The 25987-nt window shown below is 69.2% G+C and carries 19 protein-coding genes; 7 read left to right on the top strand and 12 right to left on the bottom strand.

All coding sequences use genetic code 11. The features are described from left to right. Window positions 1-145: 145 nt before the first annotated feature. Window positions 146-2386 (top strand): carbamoyltransferase HypF, encoded by a 2241-nt coding sequence (gene hypF, locus B9N97_RS09085; RefSeq protein ID WP_085085562.1) that lies wholly within the window; start codon window positions 146-148, stop codon window positions 2384-2386. Here hypF and B9N97_RS09080 read toward each other — a convergent pair. The 7 genes from B9N97_RS09080 to B9N97_RS09050 form a co-directional block, all read right to left on the bottom strand. Next, on the bottom strand, window positions 2356-2718 hold the full coding sequence (locus tag B9N97_RS09080; protein WP_085085560.1) for a hypothetical protein: 363 nt from the start codon (window positions 2716-2718) through the stop codon (window positions 2356-2358). The two genes, hypF and B9N97_RS09080, sit on opposite strands and share 31 nt — an antisense overlap. 323 nt (window positions 2719-3041) lie before the next feature. Continuing rightward, on the bottom strand, window positions 3042-4187 hold the full coding sequence (locus B9N97_RS09075) for a DUF1513 domain-containing protein (protein WP_244560631.1): 1146 nt from the start codon (window positions 4185-4187) through the stop codon (window positions 3042-3044). 2 nt (window positions 4188-4189) lie between these two features. Further along, window positions 4190-5305 carry an imelysin family protein gene (locus B9N97_RS09070; protein WP_085085558.1) on the bottom strand — a complete coding sequence of 372 codons (1116 nt, stop codon included), beginning with the start codon at window positions 5303-5305 and terminating at the stop codon, window positions 4190-4192. A 63-nt stretch (window positions 5306-5368) separates the two neighbouring features. Further along, a complete protein-coding gene (locus B9N97_RS09065; protein WP_244560630.1) occupies window positions 5369-6631 on the bottom strand; it encodes a di-heme oxidoredictase family protein in 1263 nt (420 codons plus the stop codon). A 199-nt stretch (window positions 6632-6830) separates the two neighbouring features. Next, a complete protein-coding gene (locus B9N97_RS09060; RefSeq protein WP_085085554.1) occupies window positions 6831-8315 on the bottom strand; it encodes a multicopper oxidase family protein in 1485 nt (494 codons plus the stop codon). 154 nt (window positions 8316-8469) lie between these two features. After that, window positions 8470-9744 carry an imelysin family protein gene (locus tag B9N97_RS09055; RefSeq protein WP_085085552.1) on the bottom strand — a complete coding sequence of 425 codons (1275 nt, stop codon included), beginning with the start codon at window positions 9742-9744 and terminating at the stop codon, window positions 8470-8472. A gap of 157 nt (window positions 9745-9901) precedes the next feature. Further along, window positions 9902-11059 carry a trans-sulfuration enzyme family protein gene (locus B9N97_RS09050; protein ID WP_085085550.1) on the bottom strand — a complete coding sequence of 386 codons (1158 nt, stop codon included), beginning with the start codon at window positions 11057-11059 and terminating at the stop codon, window positions 9902-9904. Between the two features lie 185 nt (window positions 11060-11244). Between B9N97_RS09050 and B9N97_RS09045 the strand changes: the two genes are divergently transcribed. Next, entirely contained in the window at window positions 11245-13680 is a 2436-nt protein-coding gene (locus B9N97_RS09045) for a PAS domain S-box protein (RefSeq protein WP_085085548.1), read from the top strand. On the opposite strand, the gene B9N97_RS09040 is transcribed toward B9N97_RS09045, so the two are convergent. Beyond that, entirely contained in the window at window positions 13671-14753 is a 1083-nt protein-coding gene (locus B9N97_RS09040) for an AbrB family transcriptional regulator (protein ID WP_244560629.1), read from the bottom strand. The two genes, B9N97_RS09045 and B9N97_RS09040, sit on opposite strands and share 10 nt — an antisense overlap. A gap of 109 nt (window positions 14754-14862) precedes the next feature. Then, the gene (locus B9N97_RS09035) at window positions 14863-16224 is read right to left on the bottom strand and encodes a globin-coupled sensor protein (RefSeq protein WP_085085544.1); all 1362 of its coding nucleotides are present in this window, start codon (window positions 16222-16224) and stop codon (window positions 14863-14865) included. Between the two features lie 255 nt (window positions 16225-16479). Between B9N97_RS09035 and B9N97_RS09030 the strand changes: the two genes are divergently transcribed. Beyond that, window positions 16480-16683 carry a hypothetical protein gene (locus B9N97_RS09030; RefSeq protein ID WP_085085542.1) on the top strand — a complete coding sequence of 68 codons (204 nt, stop codon included), beginning with the start codon at window positions 16480-16482 and terminating at the stop codon, window positions 16681-16683. Between the two features lie 28 nt (window positions 16684-16711). On the opposite strand, the gene B9N97_RS09025 is transcribed toward B9N97_RS09030, so the two are convergent. Further along, window positions 16712-17329, bottom strand: a complete 618-nt coding sequence (locus tag B9N97_RS09025; RefSeq protein ID WP_143266569.1) for a TetR/AcrR family transcriptional regulator — start codon at window positions 17327-17329, stop codon at window positions 16712-16714. Window positions 17330-17519: 190 nt separating this feature from the next. Between B9N97_RS09025 and B9N97_RS09020 the strand changes: the two genes are divergently transcribed. Then, a complete protein-coding gene (locus tag B9N97_RS09020; protein WP_143266567.1) occupies window positions 17520-19088 on the top strand; it encodes a fatty acyl-CoA synthetase in 1569 nt (522 codons plus the stop codon). Next, window positions 19085-20845: an acyl-CoA dehydrogenase gene (locus tag B9N97_RS09015; protein ID WP_085085538.1), complete on the top strand. Its 1761-nt coding sequence runs from the start codon at window positions 19085-19087 to the stop codon at window positions 20843-20845. Before B9N97_RS09020 ends, B9N97_RS09015 begins: the two co-directional genes overlap by 4 nt. 7 nt (window positions 20846-20852) lie before the next feature. Here the strand turns inward: B9N97_RS09015 and B9N97_RS09010 are convergent, their stop codons facing one another. Both B9N97_RS09010 and B9N97_RS09005 read right to left on the bottom strand, forming a co-directional pair. Then, entirely contained in the window at window positions 20853-21314 is a 462-nt protein-coding gene (locus tag B9N97_RS09010) for a DUF4126 domain-containing protein (protein ID WP_085086657.1), read from the bottom strand. A gap of 33 nt (window positions 21315-21347) precedes the next feature. Continuing rightward, window positions 21348-22751: an aldehyde dehydrogenase family protein gene (locus B9N97_RS09005; RefSeq protein ID WP_244560628.1), complete on the bottom strand. Its 1404-nt coding sequence runs from the start codon at window positions 22749-22751 to the stop codon at window positions 21348-21350. Between the two features lie 132 nt (window positions 22752-22883). Between B9N97_RS09005 and crtI the strand changes: the two genes are divergently transcribed. Then, complete coding sequence (crtI, locus tag B9N97_RS09000; protein WP_085085534.1) at window positions 22884-24437, top strand: phytoene desaturase family protein; 1554 nt, start codon at window positions 22884-22886, stop codon at window positions 24435-24437. After that, window positions 24434-25972 carry a phytoene desaturase family protein gene (locus B9N97_RS08995; protein WP_085085532.1) on the top strand — a complete coding sequence of 513 codons (1539 nt, stop codon included), beginning with the start codon at window positions 24434-24436 and terminating at the stop codon, window positions 25970-25972. Before crtI ends, B9N97_RS08995 begins: the two co-directional genes overlap by 4 nt. The last annotated feature ends 15 nt before the right edge of the window (window positions 25973-25987 follow it).

Here is a 25987-nt window from a genome sequence, read left to right as displayed (position 1 = left end):
CGGCCACTGATTGTTGCGAAATCCCTTCTCCCCCCGGCGTCAGCTTGCTGGCGCCGCCGACAGGCGAAACCAAGCTTCGCCGAAAGGCGGGGAGAAGGTTAGGATGAGGGGGGTCGGCGCAGCCGAAAGCCAATTGGGAAAGCCGATGACTGGTGTCGTGAGCCGGCTGCGCATCCGCGTGCGTGGACGGGTGCAGGGAGTGGGATTCCGCCCGCATGTGCATGCGCTTGCCCGGCGGTTCGACCTGACCGGTTGGGTTCTGAACGACCCGCAGGGTGTGCTGTTGGAAGTGCAGGGCACCGCCACCGCCGACCTCGTCACCGCCCTGACGGCGGAGGCGCCGCCGCTGGCCCGCATCGACACCGTGGATTGCGAGACCGTCGCCTGCGTCCCCGGCGAGGGCTCCTTCACCATCCACCACAGCGAGTCCGCAGGCGCCGTCGCAACCGGCATCGGGCCGGACGCCACGGTTTGCCCGGCCTGCCTCGCCGAGTTGTTCGACCCGGGCGATCGCCGCTATCGCTACGCCTTCCTGAACTGCACCCATTGCGGCCCGCGCTACACCATTACGCGGCAACTCCCCTATGACCGGCCGCAGACCGCGATGGCCGGCTTCCCGCTCTGCCCGGACTGCTTGGCGGAGTACCAGGATCCGGCCGACCGCCGGTTCCATGCCCAGCCGACGGCGTGCCCGACCTGCGGTCCCCGGCTGTCGCACCCGCCGGAGGACATCCTCGCCGCCCTGCGGGATGGCAAGATCGTTGCCATCAAGGGGCTGGGCGGTTTCCATCTTGCCTGCGACGCCACGCGGGCTGACGCGGTGGAGCGGCTGCGCCGGGTCAAGCAGCGCAACGGCAAGCCCTTTGCCCTGATGGTCGCCAATGCGGAGTCCGCCGCCCGCCATGTCCGCATGGATGCCGACGAACGCGCAGTGCTGAAGGGGGTGGCGCGCCCCATCGTCCTGCTGCGGCGGCCGGACGACGCGCCGGAACTGGCGCCCGACATCGCCCCCGGCCTGGCATGGCTGGGCGTGATGCTGCCCTACACGCCGCTGCATTACCTGCTGTTCCACGAGGCGGCCGGGCGGCCGAACGGCACCGGCTGGCTGGGCGAGCCGCAGGATCTGACGCTGGTCATGACCTCCGCCAATCCCGGCGGCGAACCGCTGGCCATCGGCAACGGGGAGGCGCGGCAGAGATTGGACGGCATCGCCGACCTGATCGTCGATCATGACCGCGACATCGTCATCCGCGCCGACGACAGTGTGGTGCGCAAGCTGGCCGGCGCGCCCGCCTTCCTGCGCCGTGGCCGCGGCCATGTACCGGAGCCGATCCGGCTTGCCCGCCCCGTGCCGCCGATCCTGGCGGTCGGTGGTCATCTGAAGGCGACGGTCTGCGTAACCCGCGGCGACGAGGCCTTCCTGTCCCAGCACATCGGCGACCTCGACAATGCCGCGACGCTGGGCTTCCTGGAGGAGACGGTCGCCCATCTGCTGCACATCCTGGGCGTGGAGCCGGTGGCGGTCGCCCATGACAAGCACCCGGATTTCCAGTCCACCCGCTTCGCCGAGGCGACCGGCCTGCCCGCCGTCGCCGTCCAGCACCACCATGCTCATGTCGCCGCCGTCATGGTCGAACACCGCATCGACGGGCCGGCGCTGGGCCTTGCGCTCGACGGTTTCGGGCTGGGAGAGGGCGGCGGGTCCTGGGGGGGCGAGATGCTGCTGGTCGACGGGCTGCGGGCCGAGCGGCTCGGCAGCCTCGCTCCGCTCGCCCAGCCCGGCGGCGATGTGGCCGCACGCCAGCCCTGGCGGATGGCCGCCGCGGCTCTGGTCCGCATGGGCCGCGCCGACGAGATCGTTTCCCGTTTCGGCGACCATGGCCCGGCCGAAGGCGTGCGGCGGATGATCGAACGCGGCATCAACGCGCCGGCGACCAGTTCCTGCGGGCGCTGGTTCGACGCCGCCTGCGGCTTGCTGGGCGTCCGCGCCGTGGCGGGGTTCGAGGGCGAGGCGCCGATGGCGCTGGAATCGCTTGTGCGCCGGCCTCGTGTGGCCGAGGGCGCTTGGCGGATAGAGGGAGGCGAACTGGACCTGACGCCGCTGCTGGACCGCCTGCTGACCGTTGCGGACGCGGCGGAGGGAGCGGACCTGTTCCACGGCACACTGGCGGCGGCATTGGTCGACTGGACGTTGCCGGCGTTGCGTGCCCATGACCTGGGCCGCGTGGTGCTGTCCGGCGGCTGCCTGATGAACGCGGTGCTGGCGGAGGAACTGGTCGCCGGCTTCCGCGTCGCCGGGGTGGAGGCATTGCTGCCGCGGCTGGCGCCCGCCAACGATGGCGGGCTCAGCCTCGGTCAGGCGTGGACGGCATCCTTCGCCTTGTAGCCGAACAGTGGCATCTGGACGGGCGTCGGGAGCTTCTTGCGCCGGGGCGGGATCTCGGCGGCGCGGTTGGCCTTGTCGAACTCGTACAGGCCGCGATACTTGCCGATGTAGCCCTTGCGGCAGGCGCGATGGAAGCGCTGAGACGCGGTTTCCCAATCGTCGCCCGGCCGCAGCCAGCTGACATAGGTGGTCCCGGTGCGCGGATCGGTGCGCAGGAACCGCCCGCGCCCCTTCTCGCCCCGCACCCACTGGCCGGGGTTCAGCGTCAGCGCCCCGCGCGCCAGCAGCATCTTCACCTGCGGGGTCAGTTCAATCGTCGGGAAATAGGGCATGACGTCCTCCGGCCGCGCCCGGACGGGGCGGCGCTGATCTGGGAGACTCCGTTGTTTCGGAACCTCCCAGATATGGGAACGCATGCGGAACGGTTCAAGGTTTTCAAGGGGTGTGTGGTTGCAGGCGCCCCCTCCTCAACCCTTGCATGTTGAGTTTGGTACTCCCGCTCTCAGCGGACCTCCGGTCCGCCTGTCGCGTCAGTACAAAGCGAAGATCTGTGTGAGAGCTGGGCGGGGAAGGGGGCACGTGCTTGTTCGGAAAGGCAGCGGCAGTCCCTCCCCCGCCCAGCGGGGGAGGATCGGTGGGGGTCTAACTCAGCCCTTCACGCCACCCGCCGCGTCAGGTGGTTGTCCCAGCGAAAGGCCGGCGCCTTGCGCTCCGGTCCCGCTTCGGCGCTGACGGACACCGGCTCGATCACGCCCAGCCCGCTGGTCGCCAGATAGCCCTCGCCGTTCGGAGCCAGGCCGCAGCCGTCGGCCAGTGCGGTGGAGCCCAGCCACGCCCCGTCCGCCGCGTTCCAAAGCCCGATGACTCCGCCCATCGGCGAACTGGCGGCCACCGTCCTGCCGTCTGACGCGACGCTGCCGATGTAGCCCTGCATGCGCGACAGCACATCCTCCGGCGCGTCGAACAGGCGAACGGCGCCGCTGCCGGGACGATGAGCGCCGGTCAGAGGCTGCAGCATGCCGATGGGACGCTCGTCCTGCACGCCGAAGGCAACCCCGCCGTCGTCCAGCAGGGCGATGTGCCGGATGCCGAGATTGGCATGCTCCTCCGGCAGGCGGACCTTGTCGAGCAGCTTGCCGGTCGCCGCCTCCACATAGGTCAGCGAGCTGTCCATGCTGTCGAGGTTCAGCTTGGCCCGGCCGGTGTCGGGGTGGGTGATGACGCCGCCATTGGCGACCGTCAGCGTCGTGCCGTCGCGCATCAGGATCAACTCGTGCGGACCGAGCCCATGGGTCGGGATGACGCCGATCCGGCGATAGCCGTCGGTGGCGTCATAGACGCCGATGGCGCCCTCCTCGCGCGGGACGTCGTCCTCGGCGACATAGAGGATGCGGCCATCGGCGGAATAGTCGCCATGGCCGGTGAAGCGGCGGTCGTCGGGCGCCCGCACCACCGGGCCGGGGGTGCCGTCGGCCAGCGACAGGGTCTGGAACCAGCGACCGGGGCGGCGGGCAAAGACGACAGCTTCGGCCGCACCCGGACGCGGCATGATGGCGTGGGCGCGGCCGGGCGTGGCGGTGGTGAACAGCACCTTGCCGCTGCGGTCCAGCGCCGCGACGCCGAAGCTCGGCTCCGCCCCGGCGGTGGCGTAGGCGTTGAGGTAGAGCGTGCCCGCATCCGCCGCATGGGCCTTGCCGGTCAGCACGGCCAGCAGCCCGCCGACGATGCGCCCGCCGATGGCGCGCCCACCGAAAACCGGCCCGGCGACCATGCCCAGGATGTTCCTGCGGTCCATCGCCATGGTCAGTCTCCGTCCAGTTCGTTGAAGCCCAGCGTGATGTCCAGCAGCGGGGCCAATGTGCCCAGCATCTCCACCCGCGCCGCCTTGACCAGCCGCAGCGCGCTTTCGGTCTTCTTGCGGGCGGCGGGGTCGGTCACCGCCTTGTCGAGCGGGCCGGGGATCGCTTCCACCGCGCCGATGGCGGCGGCGAAGCTCTCGTCGATCGCCTGCTTGGCGGTTGCGCCGTCGTCGTTGGCCGGCAGCAGCGAGACGAAGCCCGGCCCGCCATGCTCGCCCATCAGCAGGGCGCGCAGCCCTTCCAGATTCAGCGCGATGTTGCGGAGCGACCGGCCGCTGCGCAGCGCCTCCACCACCAACGGCTTGGCGTCCTCGATGCTGCCGCCGAGCGGCGCCATCAGCTTCTGGTCGATCACCACCTGCATGGCGGTGATGGCGGCGGAATAGAGCGTGTTGACCGCTTCCGAGGCGGTCGGGCCGAGAACGGTCGGCTGTCCGGCGGCGAGCGGCGCCTCCAATTCCTTCCAGCCGTCGCGCGCTTCGGTCGCGATGGCGGCGATGTTGCGGGCGGCGGCGACGGCCAGCTGCCCGCGGTATTTCTTGGCGTCGCTGCCGGTGAAATTGTCGGCGGTGACGCCCTCGTCGAACAGCAGCCGTTCCAGCACGGTCAGCCCCTGAACCGCCGCGCTCTGGCGGGCGAGCGCGCCCGGCTGCAGCAGCTTGGGGTCATGGTCGCGCAGGATCTGGCCGATCTGGCGCTGGACCACGCCCGGCCGCTCCGGCCAGAAGGACATGCGGTCGGCCCGCAGGTTCATGGTGAGGGGACCCGGCCGCAGATGCTGCACGGACGCCCAGGCATCGGTGACCTTGGTATGGGCCGTGCGCGCCTCCTCCAAACCGGCAGCGGTGGGGCCGGCGGCGAAACGGTCGAGCGTGTCGACATATGCATTGGCGGCGGCAACCAGCGCGTCGAAGCGCGGCAGGGCATGGGTGCGGACCATGCCGCCCAGGAAGGCGGCGTCCTTGTCGGACTGGCGGGCGGCGAAGGCCGGCGTCCGCGGCAGCAGAGCCGCCACGGCGGCGGCGGCCGACATCAGTCCAAGCACTATGCGGCGTCGCATACGATCAAATCCCTTCTGCCGTTGATTCTGCCGTTGGTGTGGATCGAAGCCCCCGCCCTTCCTTTACAAACCCAGCACGTAACGCACCAGCCGTTTCCGCTCTTCGCCCGGTAGCGACATGAAGCGGTCCTTCGCCCTCTCCGCCTCACCGCCATGCCACAGGATCGCCTCGGTGACGCTGCGGGCGCGCCCGTCATGCAGGAGCGACAGCTGCCCGTCCTTGGCCGCCAGCCGGTTCAAACCCCACAGCGGCGTGGTGCGCCAGTCCGACCCGCGCGCCTCACCCATCGGCAACTCGTCCCCCAACGCCGGGCCGAGGTCGTGGAGAAGCATGTCGCTGTGCGGGAAGATCTCGCGGTTGGAAAGGGTCGGATGATCGGGGTCCTCCGCCGTGCGCCAGGATGGACGGTGGCAGGCGGCACAGCCGGTGTCGGCAAACAGCGTGGTCCCCGCCTTGTCCTTCGGCGCCTCCAGACTGCCGTCGGGCGGCAGATCGCGCAGGTAGCCGTCGATAAGGCCGATGACCGTGCTGGGGATTTCCAGTCCCTCGAACTGCTTGGAATCGCCGTGGGGCGCCTCGCGGCAGGCGGTCTGCGCCAGGGTGCAGTCGCCCCAGGGCTCGCGATAGGCCGGCGTCGACATGCCGATGTCGAGGCTGAAGGCCTCCGCATCCTGATGGTCCAGGGTGGGGTGCATCGCCTTCCAGCCGAACCGGCCGACCTGACGCTTGCCGTCCACCGTCACATGGTTCACCCGCCCGGAGACGGGACCGCCGGACGCTTGCTGCCGTTGCGCCTCGGCCTCGATGGCCTCGGCCGGGATGCGGTCCAGCAGGCCCATGCCGTGGACGCGCGGCGGCACGCGGGCGGACATCACCGTCGCCACGGCCAGCGGGCCATAGCCGAGATCCTCGACGACCGGCGTCGGGTGGCGCAGGCGGATGGTCTCGCCATCGGGAAAGCGCACCTCCTCCTCGCGGTAGGTGACGCGGGGGCGGCCTTCGATCACCTGTCCGAGGGTGGCATTGGACTGGATCTGCCGGCCATAGACCGGATCGCTGTTCAGCTTGATCGCATAGCCCACGCCCTGGTCGCCTTCCACCGCCGGATCGGGCGGCCGGCCGCCGCCGGCGCGCGGATGGCAGGTGGCGCAGGAGCGGGCATTGTAGAGCGGCCCCAGGCCGTCCGCCGCCTGTGTCGCGGTGGGCGCCGCCACCCACATGCGGCGGAACAGCGCCTCGCCGATGCGGTTGTCGAGGCTGTCGGCGGCCTGGGCGGTGGGGGCGAAGAGGAGGAGCAGGGCAGTCAGGGCGACGCGAAGCGACATACCCTCTCCCCCCCGGGGAGAGGGAAGGGGCCCGCCGCGAAGCGGTGGGAAGGGTGAGGGGGCCGGCGCGCTGTTGCGCGCCGCCAAGGGGCATTCTGCCCCTTGGCAATCCCCTGGCATGGGCTGGCGCCCATGCTGCCTCCTCACCCTGACCCTCTCCCCGGGGGGGAGAGGGGATTTCAAGTGCGTAAGTCGTGATTCAAGCAACGCGGATGTATCCCATCATGCCGGTGTCCTGGTGTTCGATGATGTGGCAGTGGAACATCCAGTCGCCCGGATTGTCGGCCTTGATCGCCACGCGCAGCCGTTCCTTCGGTTCCAGCAGGACCGTGTCGGCATGGTGGGGCACCACCTTGCGGCCGTCGGAGGACAGCACCTTGAAGGTGTAGCCGTGGATGTGAATCGGGTGCAGGTGCGGCGTCAGGTTGGCCAGCTCGAAGATATAGCTGCGGCCCTTCTCCAGCGTGACCAGCGGCGGCGGCAGGTGCTCGTGCCCGCCCTCCGGCCAGCTCTGCTGGTTGATCGCCCAGAAGGTCTTCGCCGACAGGCACAGCGCGTCGGCATAGGGCAGGCCGGCCAGCACATCCGGGGCGAAGCTCTGCGCCACCGCAGTGGCGGAGAAGGCCATCGGGATGATCGGCGCGTCCTTCAGGTCCGGCTCCGGAATGGCGGAGGCGGGCAGGGCGCGCGGCTTGAAGCGCTTGTTCGGCCGGGCGGGCCCGACGGCGCGGAAGGTGGCGAGCGGCCGCGGCTCGGCCGAATAGACGTTGGTCAGCCGCAGGGTCTGGCCAGCCTTGGCAGGCGCCCGGAACAGCACGTCGATGCGCATCGCCGGCCCCATCGGCCAGCCGTCCAGCGGGCGGGGTGGCAGCGGGTTGCCGTCGACGGCGATGATCCAGGCCTCCGCCCCCTCCACCCGCAGGTCGACGACGCGGGTGTTGTCGATGTTGTAGAGGCGGGCGCGGATGTCGCCGTTGGTGGGAACCTCGATCACCGGATCGATGGCGCCGTTGATGGTGGACACGCTGCCGAAGGTGCCGGCGCGCGAGGCGCCGCGGTCGGTGAGGAAGGCGCCGAACTTGCCGGTCTTGTCCAAATGCCAGTCCTTGATCAGACAGACGAGGTCGGCGTCGAATTCCGGCGCGTCCGGCTCCTCGACGATCAGGACGCCGGCAAGGCCGCGGCCCAGCAGTTCCACCGTGTTGCAATGGGGATGGAAGAAGAAGGACCCGGCATCCGGCGGGGTGAACTCGTAGACATGGCGCTCGCCCGGCTTGGTCGGCGGCTGGGTCAGATAGGGCACGCCGTCTTCCAGGTTCGGCAGGCGGATACCGTGCCAATGGACCGAGGTGTGCTCGTCCAGCTCGTTCACCAGGGTGGCGCGCAGCCGCTGGCCCTTGCGCATGCGGATGATCGGGCCGGGGAATTGGTCGGCATAGGTGATGAGCGGCGACGGCTCGGCCGGTTTGGGCAGGATGCGCTGCATCCGCTGTCTGGCGACCAGCTCGACCTCGACCAGATCGCCGGCCGACGAGACGGGGGCCGGGCCGGCAAGGCCGGGCTTCAGCGCGCCGGCATCGGGAGCCGCAAGACCGGTTCCGCCGAGCGCCGTCGCCGCGACGGCGGCACCTCCGGCACGCAGGAGGGCGCGGCGGGACAGCGGAACGGCGAGACGATGCGGCATGACGGCGGTCCGGAAAACTTCAGGCAGAAAAAATCGGCTCCGGTCCCGCTTCCGTCCCCCGCCGGATCGGCCCGGAAGGGAAGCGCGGGTGGTTCGGTCATGCGCGGGACGGCGCGGGACCGGAGCCGGGATAGGCGTACTTAGCGGTTTAGGCTTACTTGCCGACCTTCGACGGGTCGTCGAGGCTGTCGGACCCCTGGACGCTGACCGAGACGCCCAGCGCGGAGACCGCGCCTTCCAGCGCCTTCTTCTGGTCGACCAGACGGTCGACGGCGGTGGCGACCAGCTTGTTGCCCTCGTCGTTGTCGGCGGCGATCATCTGGTCGTAGGCCATCTTGCCGCTGTCGGCGGTGTCCTTGATCGCCTGCATCGCCTTCATGGTGTTGCCCATGGCGGCCTTCACCGCGGCGTCGGCGTCGGCGGACTTGGCGGCGACCAGCTGCGACAGCGAGGCGCCCGACACGGTCTTGCCGTCGGTGCGCTTGTAGCTGCCGTTGTAGACGTTCACCATGCCGACTTCGTCGTAATAGTGCGAGTTGTGGGTGTTGTCGGAGAAGCAGTCATGCTCCTCCTCCGGGTCGTGCAGCATCAGGCCGAGCTTCATGCGCTCGCCGGCCAGTTCGCCGTAGCTCAGCGAGCCGAGGCCGGTCAGCATGCGGGCGACGCCCTCGCCCTCCGGCGCCTTGGCGATGGAGACGCGGGCCTTGCCCTTGGCGGCCCAATCGGCCGTCATCTCGGACAGGTCGTCGACCAGCATCTGGGTGGCGACCTTCAGGTACTGCGCACGGCGGTCGCAGTGGCCGTTGGTGCAGTCCTTGCCCTTGGCATAATCGGTGGCCTTGCGCTCGCCCGCGCCCGGACCGGTGCCGTGCAGGTCCTGGCCCCACAGCAGGAATTCGATGGCGTGATAGCCGGTGGCGACGTTCGCCTCGACCTTGCCGGCCTCGTGCAGCTTGTCGGCCAGCAGTTCCTTGGTGATCTTGGTGGCGTCGATGGTCTTGCCGCCGGCCGTGATCTTCGGGTTGGCGATGACGTTCGCCTTGGCGTAGGGGTTGCTCTCGCCGCCGGCATAGCCCTCGTCGACATAGTCGATCAGGCCCTCGTCCAGCGGCCAAGCATTCACCTTGCCTTCCCACTCGTCGACGATCGGGTTGCCGAAGCGGAAGGCTTCCGTCTGCATGTACGGAACACGGGCGGCCTTCCAGGCCTCGCGCGCCTTCGCCAGATTATCCTCGGTCGGGTTGGCGACCAGGGCCTCCACCGCCTTCTTCAGCGCCTTTGCGCCGTTGGTGGCGTCCTGATAGGCGGCATGGGCGATGTCGGCGTAATTCTTCGCCACGTCCTTGTAGGCCGGTCCGGCCGCCTGGGCGGCGAACGGCAGCAGGGCAACGACGGCTACGGCGGCGAAGCCGGCGGCGCGCTTCGACATGGAGGTCTCCTCGAACGTCGGTGGTCGGTAATGACAGCAAGTGCGACTTATTCTCAGCGAATAACGTCGCGAATCATTCTCACTGTCAAGCCCTATCCGCGTTGGGGGTACTCGTAAAAGCGCATGCCGCCGGTGCCGCGTCGATTTGTCCCGCCGCTCAGCCCTGGCTGAATGCCCGGCCGAGCGCCTGATCCAGGTCGTCGTAAAGGTCGTCGGGCGACTCCAGGCCGACCGACAGGCGCAGCAGGTCGCCCGGCACCGGGGAGGTCGGGCCTTCGATGCTGGCGCGATGCTCGATCAGGCTCTCGACGCCGCCGAGCGAGGTGGCGCGGCGCCAGATGCCGACGCGGGCGGCGGTGTCGATGGCGGCCTGGGTGCCGCCCTTCACCCGGATCGACAGCATGCCGCCATAGCCGCCGGTCATCTGGCGGGAGGCGATGCCGTGACCGTGGAAGCCGGGCAGGCCGGGATAGAGCACCTCCGCCACCCGCGGATGGGCGGTCAGCCGCTCCGCCAGGGTCATGGCGGCGGCGCTCTGCCAGCGGACGCGGGCGAACAGGGTGCGCAGGCCGCGCTGCAGAAGCCACGCCTCGAAGCTGCCGAGAATGCCGCCCTGCTGGGTCTGCACCGCCTTGATGCGGCCCCAGAACTCGTCCTTGCGGGCGGCGGTCAGGGTGCCGGCGACGACGTCCGAATGGCCGTTCAGGTATTTGGTCGCCGAATGCATGACGATGTCGGCGCCCAGCTCGATCGGCCGGGTCAGCACCGGCGTGGCGACCGTGCTGTCCACCGCCAGCCAGGCCCCGGCCTCGTGCGCCAGTTCGGCGACGGCGGCGATGTCGGTGACGGTCCACAGCGGGTTGGCCGGCGTCTCCACCCAGACCAGCCGCGTCTGGCCGGGACGGAGCGCGGCACGCACCGCGTCGGTGTCGCTGGTGTCCACCCCCTCGACCTTCAGTCCCCAGCGGGTGGCGGGGCCGTGCACCCAGTTGCGGAAAGCCCAGTACATGACGTCGGGCACCAGCACATGATCGCCCGGATCCAACGCCTGGAAAACGGCGGTCGCCGCCGCCATGCCGGAAGCGAACAACAGCGTGTCGGCGCCCTTTTCCAGTTCGGTGATCGTTCGCGCGGGAATGTCGAAGGTGGGGTTGTCGGCGCGGGCATAGACCCGCCCGCGCCCATAGCCGTTGTCGGGATCGCGGACATAGGTGGTGGACGGGTGGATCGGCGGGATGACCGCGCCGCTGGCCGCGTCCTCGAAGCCCAGGGCGCCGGCAGCGATGGTTTCGGGACGGTGGGGACGGTCGGTCATTGCCGCGGCACTCCGGAATCGGGCATGAAAGGGCAACAAGGATACGTCCACCGGTCACGGGGGCGCAACGTCTCTGCAGGGTCCCGGCAGGCCATCGGCCTAGCCAAGCGGCCGATTGAACGGAATAGCCGAAAAACGTATCTAACATAAGACGTCGCATCGGGACGCCCTGACGGAGACAAGCCTTGCCCCCCAGCGACATCGGCGCCGGACAACATTTGTCGCTGCGGGACGGCGTCGTCGGATCCCTCATTGCCGATTTCGACTGGTCTAACACATGCCTCGGACCTATCGAGAGTTGGCCCGGCAGCCTGAGAACGATCGTCGACCTGATCGTCCATTCTCCGATCCCGATGGTGCTGATGTGGGGTCCGGAACACCGGATGATCTACAATGACGGATACGCCCTGATCGCCGGCGGCAAGCATCCGCAGGCGCTGGGCGGCACCGTACCGGGCATATGGCCGGAAATCTGGGACTGGAACCGCCGGATTTTGGAAAAGGGCTTCCGGGGAGAGGTGCAGACGCACACCGGGCATCTCTTCATGCTGGAGCGCAACGGCCCGCCGGAGGAGGTGTGGTGCGACCTGTTCTACAGCCCGGTGCCGGACGAATCCGGACGGGTGGCCGGCGTGCTGTGTACCGTCATCGAGACGACGGATCGCGTGAAGGCGATGCAGGCGACGCAACGGAGCGAAGCCCGCCTTCGCCGTACCCAGGAGGCCGGTCAGGTCGGGGGCTTCGAACTGGATCTCGCCACGGAGCGGATCGAGGGGTCGGACATGTTCTTCGCCCTCTGGGGTCTGCCGCCCATGAAATCGGCGCCGTCTTCGCAGTTCCGCGATCTGGTTCATGCCGACGATCTCTGGGTGGCGGCCGATACCTTGCGTAGCATCGACGAGACGCCGCAACTGTTCGCGGAATACAGGATCCGCCGCGCCGACAGCGGGGAGGAGCGCTGGATCGCCCGTCGGGCCAGCATCGAATCCGATGCCGATGGCCGGCCTGCCCGGCTGGTCGGAACCCTGCACGACATCACCGACCTGAAGCGGGCCGAGATCGCGCTTCGCCGCCTAAACGGCGATCTGGAAGAGCGCGTTACACAGCGCACCCGCGAGCGCGACCGCATCTGGACGGTGTCGCAGGACCTGCTGTGCGTGGCCGACCGGACCGGCGCGATTCTCAGTGTCAATCCGGCCTGGACCCGCACGCTCGGCTGGGAAGAGGAGGAGATTGTCGGCCGCCGCACCCAATGGATGGAGCATCCCGACGACCACAGCCGCACGGCGGCGGAATTGATGCGGCTGGCGCAGGGCGAGACCACGCTGCGGTTCGAGAACCGGTTCCGCTGCAAGGACGGCGGCTATCGCTGGCTGTCCTGGACCGCGGTCCCGGCGGAGGGATATCTCTACTGTGTCGCGCGCGACGTCACCGCGGAACGGGAACGCGATGCCGAGTTGGAGCATGCCCGCGACCTGCTGCGCCAGAGCCAGAAGATGGAAGCCATCGGGCAGTTGACCGGCGGCATCGCCCATGACTTCAACAACCTGCTGCAGGCGGTGTCCGGCTGTCTGCAGATGATCGGCCGGCGCGCCGGCGGGCAGCCCGGCATTCCGCAGTTGCTCGACGCCGGGCGGCAGGCGGTGGACCGTGGCGCGCGTCTGGTCCAGCAGTTGATGGCCTTCGCCCGCAAGCAGAGCCTGCGCCCCGAGCCGTTCGACCTGCGCAACCGCCTGCTGGGCATGAACGGCCTGCTGGAACGCGCCTTGCGCGCCGACATCCATGTGTCGATGGAGCTGGCGCCCGGCCTGTGGGGGGCCGATGCCGATCCGGTCCAGTTCGAACTCGCCGTGCTCAACCTCGCGGTCAATGCGCGCGACGCCATGCCGGGCGGAGGACGGCTGATCGTCTCCGCGGCGAACGTGACCTTCGAAGAGCGCACGCCGGACGGGCTGTCGGGCGACTTCGTCCGCGTCCGCGTGTCCGACACCGGGACCGGCATGCCGCCCGACATCGCCGCCCGGGTCTTCGAGCCCTTCTTCACCACCAAGGAGGTGGGCAAGGGAACCGGGCTTGGCCTGTCGCAGGTCTATGGCTTCGCCCGCCAGTCGGGCGGCACGGCGTTGGTGGAGAGCCGGCCGGGGAAGGGGACGGTCGTCACCCTGCTGCTTCCGCGTGCGCAGCAGGACGTCGCCCAGCCCGGCATCGCCGCCGAGCGGATGCCCTCTCCCGGACAGGGCGTCCGCATCCTGCTGGTGGAGGACGATCTGGTGGTGGCGCCGGTGGTCAGTGCGGCGCTGGCCGACATGGGCTATGCCGTCGCCCATGCCGCGACCGGGCGCGAGGCGCTGGATCGCCTGCGCAACGGGGAGGCGGCGGACCTGCTCTGCACCGACGTGGTGATGCCGGGTCCCATCAACGGCGTGGAACTGGCGCGGGAGGCGCAAAAGCTGCGCTCCGGCTTGCCGGTGGTGCTGACCACCGGCTATGCCGAGGGTGTCGGCGGCATGGACGGCTTCCGCGTTCTGGCGAAGCCCTATCGCATCGAGGATCTGGCCGCCGCCATCGAAGCCGAGCTGGGTGCGCTCGAAGACACCGGCCTCCGCAGGTTTCAGGCGTAACGGGCGATCAGCCGGGCCAGCGGCGGCCCCGACAGCACCACCACGAACAGCCGCAAGGTCTGCAGCGCCAGCACGAGCGGCAGATCGACCCCAGTGCCCAGCGCGATCACCACCACGGAATCGAGCCCGCCCGGGCTGGTGGCGAGGAAGGCGGTCAGCGGGTCGGTCGGCAGCAGGGTGACCAGCACCCAGGCCGACAGGCTGCACAGCGCGATCATCAGCCCGGTCGACAGCAGCATCTGCGGCACGGCGCGCATCGCGTGACGCAGCACCTCGCGGGTGAAGCGCAGGCCGATGCTCCAGCCGATGACGGTGTAGGTGACGGTCAGCAGCAGATGCGGCAGCTGCAGGGTCACCCCGGCGCCCGCCTGGACCAGCGCCCCCAGCACCATCGGCACCAGGAGCGCGCCGGAGGGGATGCGGAACCGTTGGCCGATCCAGCCGCCCAGCCCGGCGACCAGCAGCGTCGCCGCCAGCCCGCGCAGGTCCAGCGCCTCCACCGGCGCCACCGGCAGGGCGCCGCCGTCCGGGGCGGCGGTCAGCGCGTGCGTGACCAGCGAGGCGCTGAGCACCACCAGAACCACGCGCAGATACTGCATCACCGCCACCAGCCGGGCGTCGGCCCCGTACTCCCCAGCCATGGCGACCATGGCGGCGGCGGCGCCCGGCGATACGCCCCAGGCGGCGGTGGTGCCGGGCAGGCTGCCGTAGCGGACGAACAGCCAGCCGACGATGCCGCTGACCACCACCGTCAGCCCGACGGTTCCCAGCATCAGCGGCCAGTTCCGCGCGATGGACAGCAGGATCGACGAAGTGACGGCGTGGGCGACGAGGCAGCCGATGATCGCCTGCGCCATGGTGAAGCCCGACGGCGGCACCCGGATGGACGCCCCGCCGACACCCAGCGCGATGGCGCCGATCATCGGCCCGATCAGCCAGGCCGCCGGCAGCCCGACCGCCTCCAATCCCAACGTCACCGCGGCCGACAGGGCGAGCAGCCCCGCCCATTGCGCCATTGTCCGCGCGCGGAGCTTCGGCCAGCCCCCTTCCGCCCCGTCCCTTGTCCCGACCACGAACTCTTACCTGTACGAATGATTTGCACCCCAGGCATGCTGCCTGCCGCCGGCCATGCCCGTCCAGCAGATGAACGGGCGCGGCAGCCATGCGCGGCGGGTGCGCCGATCAGCGCGCGGTGCGGATGCGGGTCAGGAAATCGCCGACGCCGCGGTTCAGGTCATCCGCCTGCCGGTGCAGCAGGCCGGCGGCGGCCAGTACCTCCTGGGCGATGCCGCCGGTCTCCGACGAGGATTGCGTCACCTGACCGATGGATTCGGTGACCCGGCGGGTGCCGACCGCCACCTCCTGCACGTTCCGGGTGATTTCCTGGGTCGCAGCGGTCTGCTGTTCCACCGTGGCGGCGACGGTGGTGACGATCTCGTTGATGTGGGTGATGGTGCGGCCGACCGCGTGGATTGCCTCGGCGGCATTGCCGGCGGCGCTCTGCATCCCGGCGATCTGGCTGGAGATGTCCTCCGTCGCCTTGGCGGTCTGGTTGGCGAGGTGCTTCACCTCGTTGGCGACGACGGCGAAGCCCTTGCCCGCCTCGCCGGCCCGCGCCGCCTCGATGGTGGCGTTCAGCGCCAGGAGGTTGGTCTGGCTGGCGATGTTGCTGATCAGCTTGACCACGTCGCCGATGCGCTTGGCCTCCTCGACCAGCCCGCTGACGGTGCTCTTCGTCCGCTCCGCCTCGTCGACGGCGGAGGAGGAGATGCGGGACGATTCCGTGACGTGACGGCTGATGTCGGAGATGGAGATCGAGAGTTGCTCGGTCGCCGCGGCCACCGTCTGCATGCTGGCCGAGGTGACCTCGGTTTCCGACGCCACGTCGGAAGAGCGGCGGCTGGTGCTGGTGGCGATTTCCGACATGCGCTGGGCATGGGCCTGCATCTGGTTGGAGGCGGCGACCGTGCCCTCCACGATGCCTTTCACACTGTCCTCGAAAGTGCCGGCGAGCCGGTCGAGCGTGGCACGCTTGCTCTCCTCCTCCGCCTCGCGATAGGTCTCGAGAAGCAGTTCCATGTCGAACCACGCGATCTTGTTCAACGTCTCCAGTTGGGCGGAGCGGGTGCGGCGGGCGGCGGCCCCGAACAGGTTGGCCGCCAGACCATCGTCGCCGCCGGTCAGGCCAAGCTCGCGGGCAATGTTGGAACTGACGATGTAATGGCAGATCGACACCGCGTAAGCCGGAACGCCGTTCCTGTAGAACAGCGTGGCGAGCCGCTTCGCGGATTCCGCGAAGCCGGCATCGATCCGGCCGGATGCGGCCCGCGTCCAGTGATCCAAACGGGCGGCGTGCACGTCGGGCTGCTTCAGGGCCGCCTGGATCTCCGGCCACGCATCGAAATGCCGGTGCCAATCGTCGAGCAGCGAGGGAAGCCGCCGCTCCGCAAATTCGCGGTTGCCCCGCAGCCGGGCGAGATCGTCCTCGGTGATGGAGAAGGTGGCAAGTCGCTTCACCTGCGCATCTGTCAGCTCGACGGTCATGTTTTGGACGATCCTCGGTTTAGGTGCCTCTCGAGGATCGTTGTACGCAAGCGCGGCAGTTCCGGATTGCCAGCAAACGGCGGTGGATGCCCCCTTTTTCTTCATACCCTGATATGCGTACGAAAGAGTTCAGCGGCCGATCATAGACGGGCGGCAGCTTATGAACCCACACGCTTCCGGCCTATCATCACGACCGGGAACGTTCACCGCCTCGCACCGGTTGAGCGGTCATCCATCATCTGGAAGGAGGATGCAATGGCCGACGAGACCACCCGCCGAACCGGCGGCGACACCAGCCAGCCGCATGGCGACCAGGGGCCGCCCACCGATCGCAACAGCGACAAGCCCAAGGGTGGGAGCCACAGCAAATACAACGTCCAGCAGGACGCAGAAGGCGCCCACAACCCGACCAATCCGGCGAAGATGCGGCCCGAAACCAAATCCGGCAAACCGGGCTGAAGCACGAGGCTCAGGCTCCGTCGTCGAATCATTCCCGGCGCGGGCGCAGGCCGTTCAGCAGCAGGGCGATGGACTGGCGGGAGATCTCCGTCGGATCCAGGTCGCCGTCCGGACGATACCAGCGCGCGACCCAGCTGAGCGCGCCCGACAGGGTGAAGGCGGCGATCTTCGGATCGCAGGGGGCGATGCTGCCCTCTGCGATGCCGCGCTCGATCAGCCTGCGGAACTTCAGGTCGATGCGGCGCTTCAGGCCGCGCAGGGTTCGGCGGCTCTCCTCGGTCAGCGGCTCCTCGCCGACGCGGATCACGCACATGCCGAAATCCATGGTGACGATGCCGACATAGGTGGTCATGACCGCCACCAGCTCGTCATGGGCGCTGCCGCCATGGCCGATCACTTCGCTTGATGCGTTGTCGAGCAGTTCCAGCCCGATCCGCACGCATTCGAACAGGATCTCCTCCTTGTTCTTCACGTAATAATAGATTGTCGGCTTGGTGACGTTCAGACGCCGGGCGATATCGTCCAGCGAGGTTGCGTGATAGCCAAGCTCGTTGAACGCCTGCGCCGCGGTTCGCAACACGGCGATCCGCTTTTCCTCGCGCTCGCTGCGGCGGTCGGCGGCGGTCTTCCACGGCGAGTCCGACATTCGGCGCAGGCTCCCTTCGCTCATTTCCCAAAACCATTCCCCGGACATTCCGGCCCATCGCTTTCCCACTTGCCGGTGCCCATGTCCAGGGGCAGCGTTTGTCCGTTCGCTAAGCAAACTTGTTTCCGATCCTACTTTCAAGTAACTTTGGTTCCTGCCAGTAAAAATGAAGAATACCGGGAGGACACGCATGCCTATGGACATTGCGAACAACGCGATCGCCGCGGCGCGCGGCATCAGCATCGGCGGCGCTCTGGCGCGGGCAGCGCGGCGGCATGGCGGCCGCATCGCGCTCCGCTATGAAGGGCGGGAGTGGAGCTTCATCGACCTGCACACCGCCGCGAAGCGGGTGGCCCGGCGGTTCACGGACATGGGACTGAAGCGGGGGGACCGGGTGGCTGCCTTCGGGCGCAATTCCGACGCCTATGTCGTGGCGTGGCTGGGCTGCGCGGTCGGCGGCTTCATCCATGTGCCGGTCAACTACGCCCTGACGGGGGAGGAGCTGTCCTACATCCTGACCCAGTCCGGCGCGCGGATGGTGCTGCACGACGCCGATCTGGCCGCCCCCCTGGCCGATGCCGGTGAGGCCGCGCGGCTGGACTGGATCGGGACGCTGGCCGCCGGCACCGGCGAGCTGGACGTGTTGGCCATCGCGCAGGATGCGGGCGCGTCGGCGGACATCGAGGTGGTGGTGGATGCCGACACGGTGGTTCAGCTTCTCTACACCTCCGGCACCACGGCGGCGCCGAAGGGCGCGATGATGACCCACGGCAGCCTGCTGGCGGAGTATGAAAGCGCCATCCACGACTGCCGCTTTGCTGAAAGCGACCGGGCGCTTGCGGCGCTGCCGCTCTACCATTCGGCGCAGATGCACGTCTTCCTGATACCGCAACTGATGGTCGGCGCCACCACCCTGCTGATCCAGGCCCCGGCGCTTAAGCAATGCCTGGAACTGATCGAGGCGCACCGCATCACCTCCTTCTTCGCGCCGCCCACCGTCTGGGTCGGGCTGCTGCGCCATGCCGATTTCGACGCGCATGATCTGGGATCGCTGGAAAAGCTCTATTACGGCGCCTCGATCATGCCGGTTCCGGTGCTGCAGGAGCTTCGCCGGCGCCTGCCCAACGCGCGCGCCTTCAACTGCTACGGCCAGAGCGAGATCGGTCCGCTCGCCACCGTGCTCGCGCCGGAGGAGCATGAGGAGCGCCCCGCCTCCGCCGGCCGACCGGTGCTGAATGTCGAAACGCGGGTGGTCGATCTGGACATGAACGACGTGCCGCCGGGCACCCATGGCGAGATCGTCCACCGCTCCCCCCAGCTGATGGTCGGCTATTGGGGCAAAGAGCGAGAGACGGAGGAGGCGTTTCAGGGCGGCTGGTTCCATTCGGGAGACGTCGGCTATCTGGATGAGGCCGGCTATCTCTACATCGTCGACCGCATCAAGGACGTCATCAACACCGGCGGCGTGGTGGTCGCCAGCCGCGAGGTGGAGGAGGCGATCTACACCCATCCCGCCGTCGCCGAGGTGGCGGTCGTGGCTCTGCCCGATCCGAAATGGATCGAGGCGGTGACAGCCTTCGTCGTCCTGCGCAGCGGCCAGAGCGTGGATGCGGAAGGGCTGATCGCCCATTGCCGCGGCCATCTGGCTCCGTTCAAGCTGCCCAAGCAGGTGCATTTCGTCGAAAGCCTGCCGCGCAACACCGCCGGCAAGCTGCTGAAGCGCGAACTCCGCCGCGCCTATGGCGAGACCGCGGCATGAGCGCCTATGAACCGCCGCTGAACTCCGTCCGCTTCCTCGTCAACGAGGTGCTGAAGGCTCCGGACGCGCTTGCCGCAGCAGGTTGGGAGGATGCGACGCCCGACCTGTTCGACGCGGTGCTGGCCCAGGCCGGGCGGCTGGCGGTGGACGTGCTGCTGCCGCTCGACCGCGCGGGCGACGAGGAGGGCGCGCGGGTCGAGGGGGACGGCGTGCGCATGCCCGCCGGCTTCAATGAGGCGTGGCGCCATTGGCGCGAGGGCGGTTGGAACGGGCTGTCGGGCGATCCGGCCTATGGCGGGCAGGGGATGCCGGCGCTGCTCGACACGCTGGTGACGGAGATGGTGTGCGCGGCGAACCTCGCCTTCAGCATCACCCCCGGCCTGACCCAGGGCGCTATCCGGGCGCTCGCCGCCCATGGCGACGCGGCGGTGAAGGAGCGCTGTCTGCCGCCGATGCTGGCCGGCGACTGGACCGGCGCCATGGCGCTGACCGAACCGCAGGCCGGCACCGATTTGGGGCTGCTGCGCACGCGGGCGGAAGCGGCGGGCGATGGCACCTACCGGCTGGCCGGGCAGAAGATGTTCATCTCCTCGGCCGACCATGACCTGACCGGCAACCTTGTGCATCTGGTGCTGGCCCGCCTGCCCGACGCACCGCCAGGCACCCGCGGCATCAGCCTGTTCGTGGTGCCGAAGCGCCTGCCTGACGGGACCCGCAACGGCTGGTCAGTGCTGTCGGTCGAACGCAAGATGGGGCTGCATGCCTCGCCCACCTGCGTGGTGTCCTATGACGGGGCCGTCGGCTGGATGGTGGGGGAGCCTCATCGGGGGCTCGCCGCCATGTTCACGATGATGAACCACGAACGGCTGTTCGTCGGCATCCAGGGCATCGGCGTGGGGGAGCGCGCGGCGCAGGCGGCCCTGGCCTATGCCCGCAGCCGTGTGCAGGGCAGGGCGCCCGGTGGCGGTGAAGGCGACCCGATCCTGCATCATCCCGACGTGCGGCGGATGGTTCTGACAGCCCGCGTGCTGACCGATGCCGGCCGGGCGCTCGCCGGATGGGTGGCGCTGTGGCTCGACCTTGCGGCCAAGGATCCGTCACTGGCGGAGGAGGCGGAGGATTGGGCGGCGCTGTTGACCCCGGTGGTGAAGGCCGCCGGCACCGACTTCGGCTTCGAGGCGGCGGTGCTGGCCCAGCAGGTGATGGGCGGCCACGGCTATATCCGCGACAATGGCGTCGAGCAGCTGGTCCGCGACGTGCGGGCGACGCAGATCTATGAGGGCACCAACGGCGTACAGGCGCTCGACCTCGTGCAGCGCAAGCTGGCCCTGCATGGCGGCCGGCCGCTGAGGCGGATGCTGGACGCGGTGGAGGATGCCGCGGCGACGCTGGCCGACGATCCGGCGACCGCCGATTTGGCGGAGCCATTGCGGAGCGCTGCCGACCGGCTGCGCGGCTTGGCCGGCTGGTTGCGGCAGGAGGGGCGGGATCCGCGCGACGGGGCGGCTGGCGCGACCGACCTGCTGCGGCTGACCGCGCTGGTCGCCTATGGCTGGATGTGGGGACTGACCGCCGGTGCCGCAGCCCGCCGTCCGGACGGCTACGACCCGGCATTCCTCGATGCGCGCATCGGCTTGGCCCGCTTCTTCATGACCCGGCTTCTGCCGGAGACAGCCATGCTGGAAGCACGTGTCCGCAGCGGCTATGCCGGGCTGGATGCGGGACTGTCCGGCCGGTTGGAGGGTGTCGAGGGATAGTGATCCCTCACGCCGCCGCGACGATCAGGACGGCCGCGGCCAGCGCCACCGCATCTTCCAGCAGGGCGGCGGGGCGGTCGCGGCCGAACGCGGCGGCCATCCGCATGCGCGCGGCGTAGCCGACGAGCGTCCCGATGACGGCGCCGATGCCGCCGGCGATCAGACCGCCGACCCAGAACCCGGCATTCGCCCCGATGGCGGCCCCGGCGATGGCGCCGCCGGCAACGCGGCTGGCGAAGGGGAAGGGCAGCTTGCGGCTGGGGGTGGTCGGCAGCTTGTCGACGATCAGCTCCGCCACCGCCATCGCGGTGAAGACCCAGGGCGACACCGGGTGCCCCAGGAAGAACAGCCAGCTTCCCGACACGTCGAGCCAGCCGCTATAGGCGGCCCAACTGACCGCGGCCGGGGCGAGCAGCGTGCGCGAGCCGGAGACGACACCGATCAGAACGGCAAGAATCAGGGCGAACATCAGGTCATCCATCGCTTTTCATGGCGTTTCTTGTCAATCACGGGCCCGTCCACGCACCGCCCGCACCATCCGCCGGATCGCCTCGGTTCGGGTGCCGGGGCCGCCATGGAACAGGCGCAGTGCCGCCAGCATCAGCGCCTCGTCGCCCTCGCGCGGAGCGTCGAAATGCGGGCGCAGCCGCCCCTTGCGGATCGAGACGGTCTTCACCTGCGTCATCTCCAGCAGTCCTTCGGCGCCACGGGTGACGCCCCAGCCGCTGGCATGCCGTCCGCCGAAGGGCAGGCGCGGGTCGGCGGTCGGCACGATGAGGTCGTTGATCGTCACCGTCCCGGCATCGATCCGCGCCGCCAATTCCCGCGCCGGCGCCACCGGCCCGAAGACCGACGCTCCCAGCGCGTAAGGGCTGCGCGCCGCCGCCTCCAGCGCCTCCTCCATGTCCCGCACCGGCACCAGCGACAGGACCGGGGCGAAAATTTCCTCATGCAGCAACGCCATGCCGGGCCGGGCGTCGGTGAGGATCAGCGGCGTCATCGCGGCGTCTTCGTCCTTCGGCACACTCCCCAGCGCACGCGCCCCCTCCGCCACCGCATCGCGCGCAAGGGCGGCGAGCCGCCGTCTGATCGGCAAGGACACCGGAACCGGCGGGATCGCGGCGACCTGACGGATGAGGGCGTCCTCCAGACCTGCGGCCATCTCGTGCGGAACGAAGACCCGCCGCGGCGCGATGCAGGTGGCGGAGCCGTTGAGCCTCAGCCCGAAGGCCAGCGCGCGGGCGACCTGCCCGACCTCAGCGCCCTTCAGAACGAAGACGGCGTCGTTGCCCGACAGCTCCATCGTTGAGGGCACCAGATGCCGCGCCAGCCGTTCCGCCACCGCACGCCCCGTGTCCGCCGACCCGGTCAGCACCAGCTTGTCGATGCCCTCATCAATGGCCTCGGCCACCGCCCCGGCGGAGTCGTCCAGCACCCGGAACAATCCCGGCGGCAGACCGGCTTCCTCCAGCCATTCCGCCAGCAGGAGCATCGGCGCGCCGCATCCCGGCGCCGGCTTGACCAGCACCCGGTTGCCGGCGACCAGCGCCTGGATCGCCTGCACGCCCGGCAGCAGCAGCGGGTAGTTTGACGGCCCGACGATCAGCACCGTGCCGACCGGCTCCCGCCGCACCTCCGCCTCCACCCCGAACAGCCAGACCGGGCGACCGCGCCGGCCCAGCCGCTTCGGCGCCAGCAGGCCGGCCGCCTCGCGTTCCAGGAACCGGCAGGCCTCCGCCAGCGGCAGGATCTCGGCACTGACGCTCTCCGCGGCACTTCGGCCCGGTCGTGCTTCCAGTGATCGGACAAGCCTTTCGGCATCGGCCGCAATACGGTGGCGAAGTCCGCGAATAACCGAAAGTCGTAGTGAAATGTCCTTGGCGCTCCACGCCGCCGAATAAAACAATTTCTGGGATTTTTCATTTATTCCCGAAAGGGTTACGACATCAGGAGAGGGGCTGTTGTTGCGATCCATTTTCGACCCAGCTTCGTAACCATCACGACAGAGTTCGGCAGCGCAGGAGCGTTTGGCAAGCGGATGGAACGACAAGTCGTGATCATCGGCGCAGGACCGGGCGGATTGGCATCCGCGATGCTCCTGGCGCTTACGGGTGCGAAGGTGACGGTGTTGGAACGGCAGGACCGCATCGGCGGACGGTCGGCCGGGTTCTCGATGGACGGATACCGCTTCGACAGCGGCCCCACCTTCTTCCTTTACCCCCGCATCCTGGAGGAGATCTTCGAGGCCTGTGGCCGGCGCCTGTCGGACGAGGTCGACCTGATCCGCCTCGACCCGCTCTATCGCCTGGTGTTCGAAGGCGGCGGCGAGTTGCGCGTCCAGGCCCAGATGAAGGCGCTGATGGCGGAGATCGCCAAGCTCAGTCCGCGCGACGCCGAAGGGCTGCCGCGCTTCCTGGCCGACAACCGGGCGAAGATGGAGCGCTTCCGCCCGGTCCTGGAATCCGATTTCTCCAGCCCCTGGGCCCTGGCCTCGCTGCCGATGCTGAAGGCGCTGGGCCGGCTGTCGCCACACCGGTCGGTGGACCGCGACCTGTCCCGCTATTTCCAGGACCCGCGCATCCGCCTCGCCTTCTCGTTCCAGAGCAAATATCTGGGCATGTCGCCCTTCCGCTGTCCCAGCCTGTTCACCATCCTGTCCTTCCTGGAGCACGAACACGGCATCTTCCACCCCCGTGGCGGCACGGAAGCGGTGATGGAGGCGATGCGCCGGGTGGCGGAAAGCCTGGGCGTTACCGTGCGGCTGAACGAGACGGTGCGCCATATCAAGTTCCAGGGCCGCCGCGCCGTCGGCGTGCGGACGGAGGCCGGCGACTATCCGGCCGACGCGCTGGTCATCAACGCCGACTTCGCGCGGGCGATGACGACGCTGGTGCCCGACGACCTGCGCCGGCGCTGGAGCGACGCCCGCCTCGCTACCAAGAAATTCTCCTGCTCCACCTTCATGCTCTATCTCGGGATCGAGGGCAGGGTGGACGGGCTGGACCACCACACCGTTTATCTGGCGGAGGACTACGCCCGCAACCTCGCCGAGATCGAGGAGTGCCGGGAACTGCCGCGCCGCCCGTCGATTTACGTCCAGAACGCCTGCGTCACCGATCCGGCGATGGCGCCGCCCGGCGGCAGCACGCTCTACATCCTGGTGCCGGTCGGCCACCAGCGCGGCCATATCGACTGGAAGGCGGAAGCACCGCACTACCGCCGGCTGGTGCTCGACCGGATGGCCGGCTTCGGGCTCGGCGATCTGGAACGCCGCATCCGGGTGGAGCGGGTGGTGACGCCGGCCGATTGGGAAAGCCGGTTCGCGGTGCATCGCGGCGCCACCTTCAATCTGGCGCACAGCCTGGACCAGATGCTGCACCGCCGGCCGCGCAACCGGTTCGAGGATCTGGACGGCGTCTATCTGGTGGGCGGCGGCACCCATCCTGGCAGCGGGTTGCCGGTCATCTTCGAAGGCGCACGCATCACGGCGCGGCTGCTGGCCCAGGAACTGGGCCTGCCGACGCCCTGGCGCACAAAGACCATGGGTTTGTCCGGCATGCTGCGGCAGGCCGTTGCAGGGGGGATGGCATGACGGATCGGATCGCGGTGATCGGCGGGGGCCTGGGCGGGCTGGCGGCGGCGGTGGTGCTGGCGGCGCGCGGACACACGGTGACGCTGCTGGAAAAGAACGCCTGGGTCGGCGGCAAGGCGGCGGTGCTGGAGGATAGCGGCTTCCGCTTCGACATGGGGCCGACCATCCTGACGGTGCCGCGCGTCCTGCGCCGCATCCTGGAAGAGGCCGGCTGCGACCTCGACCGCGAGTTGGAGATGGTCCGGCTGGAGCCGCAATGGCGCTGCTTCTTCGACGACGGCACCGTGCTGGACCTGTCGGAGAATGTCGGGACCATGGCGGCCGAACTGGACCGGCTGGCACCCGGAAGCGGGGTGGGGGAGGGCTATCGCCGCTTCCAGGCGATGTCGGAACGGCTGCACGGCATCTCCGAACGCTTCTTCTTCTGGAAGTCGGTGGAGGACCTCGGCGACACGCTGAACTTCCGCAACAGCTTCAACGCCAGCACCCTGTCCGACGTGCTGGCCCTGCGGATGGGCAGCACGGTGGCCGGCACCATCCGCAACCATGTGCCGGATGCGCGGGCCGCGCAGATGCTGGACCATTTCACCCAGTATGTCGGCTCCTCCCCCTACGGCTCGCCGGCGGTTCTGTGCGCCATCGCCCATATGCAGACCAACGACGGCGTCTGGTATCCGATGGGCGGCACCCGCGCCGTTCCGGCGGCGCTGGAACGGGTGGCGCGGCGGCTCGGCGTCGACATCCGCACCAACACCGGTGTCCGGCGTCTGGATGTGGAGCGTGGACGCGTGGTGGCGGTCGAGACCGACAGCGGCGAGCGCATCGCGGTCTCCGCCGCGGTGTCGAACATGGATTCCGTCCGGACCTATCAGGAGTTGGTCGGCGGGCAGCCGGCCAAGCGGTTCTCCAAGCGCCGCAGCTACGAACCGGCCTGTTCCGGCGTGGTGTTCTATCTGGGGCTGGACCGCGCCTACGATCACCTGCTGCACCATGACTTCGTCTTCTCCCGCGATCCGGAGGAGGAATTCGATTGGATCTATCGTCAGGGGGAACCGGCGCCCGACCCGACCTGCTACATCGCCGCCCCCGCCCGCACCGAACCCGGCGTCGCCCCAAAGGGTGGCGAGGCGCTGTATGTGCTGGTCCACACCCCCTACCTGCGCCCGCGCCATGACTGGAACCGCATGCTGCCGGCCTATCGCCGGGTGGTGTTCGACAAGCTGAAGCGCACCGCCGGCATGGCCGACCTGGAGGATCGCATCCGCGTCGAACATGTGCTGACGCCGCAGGACATCCACGACCGCTACAATGTGCTGAACGGCGCCATCTACGGCTTGGCGAGCCACGGCCGCTTCATGGGCGCCTTCAAGCCCGGCAACCGCTCGCGCGATGTGGAGGGGCTGTATCTGGCCGGTGGGGCCGCCCATCCGGGGCCGGGCATGCCGATGGTGCTGATGTCGGGCTGGATCGCCGCCGACAGCCTGGATCAGGATCTGCGCGCCGCCGGGGCGGACGCCCCCCGCGCCGTGGCCTGACGGAAGGCGGCGGGA

Source organism: Azospirillum oryzae (genome assembly GCF_900177515.1).
Classification (GTDB): domain Bacteria; phylum Pseudomonadota; class Alphaproteobacteria; order Azospirillales; family Azospirillaceae; genus Azospirillum; species Azospirillum oryzae_A.
Note: the sequence above shows the minus strand (reverse complement) of the source record. Positions and strands in the feature narration are given on the sequence as shown.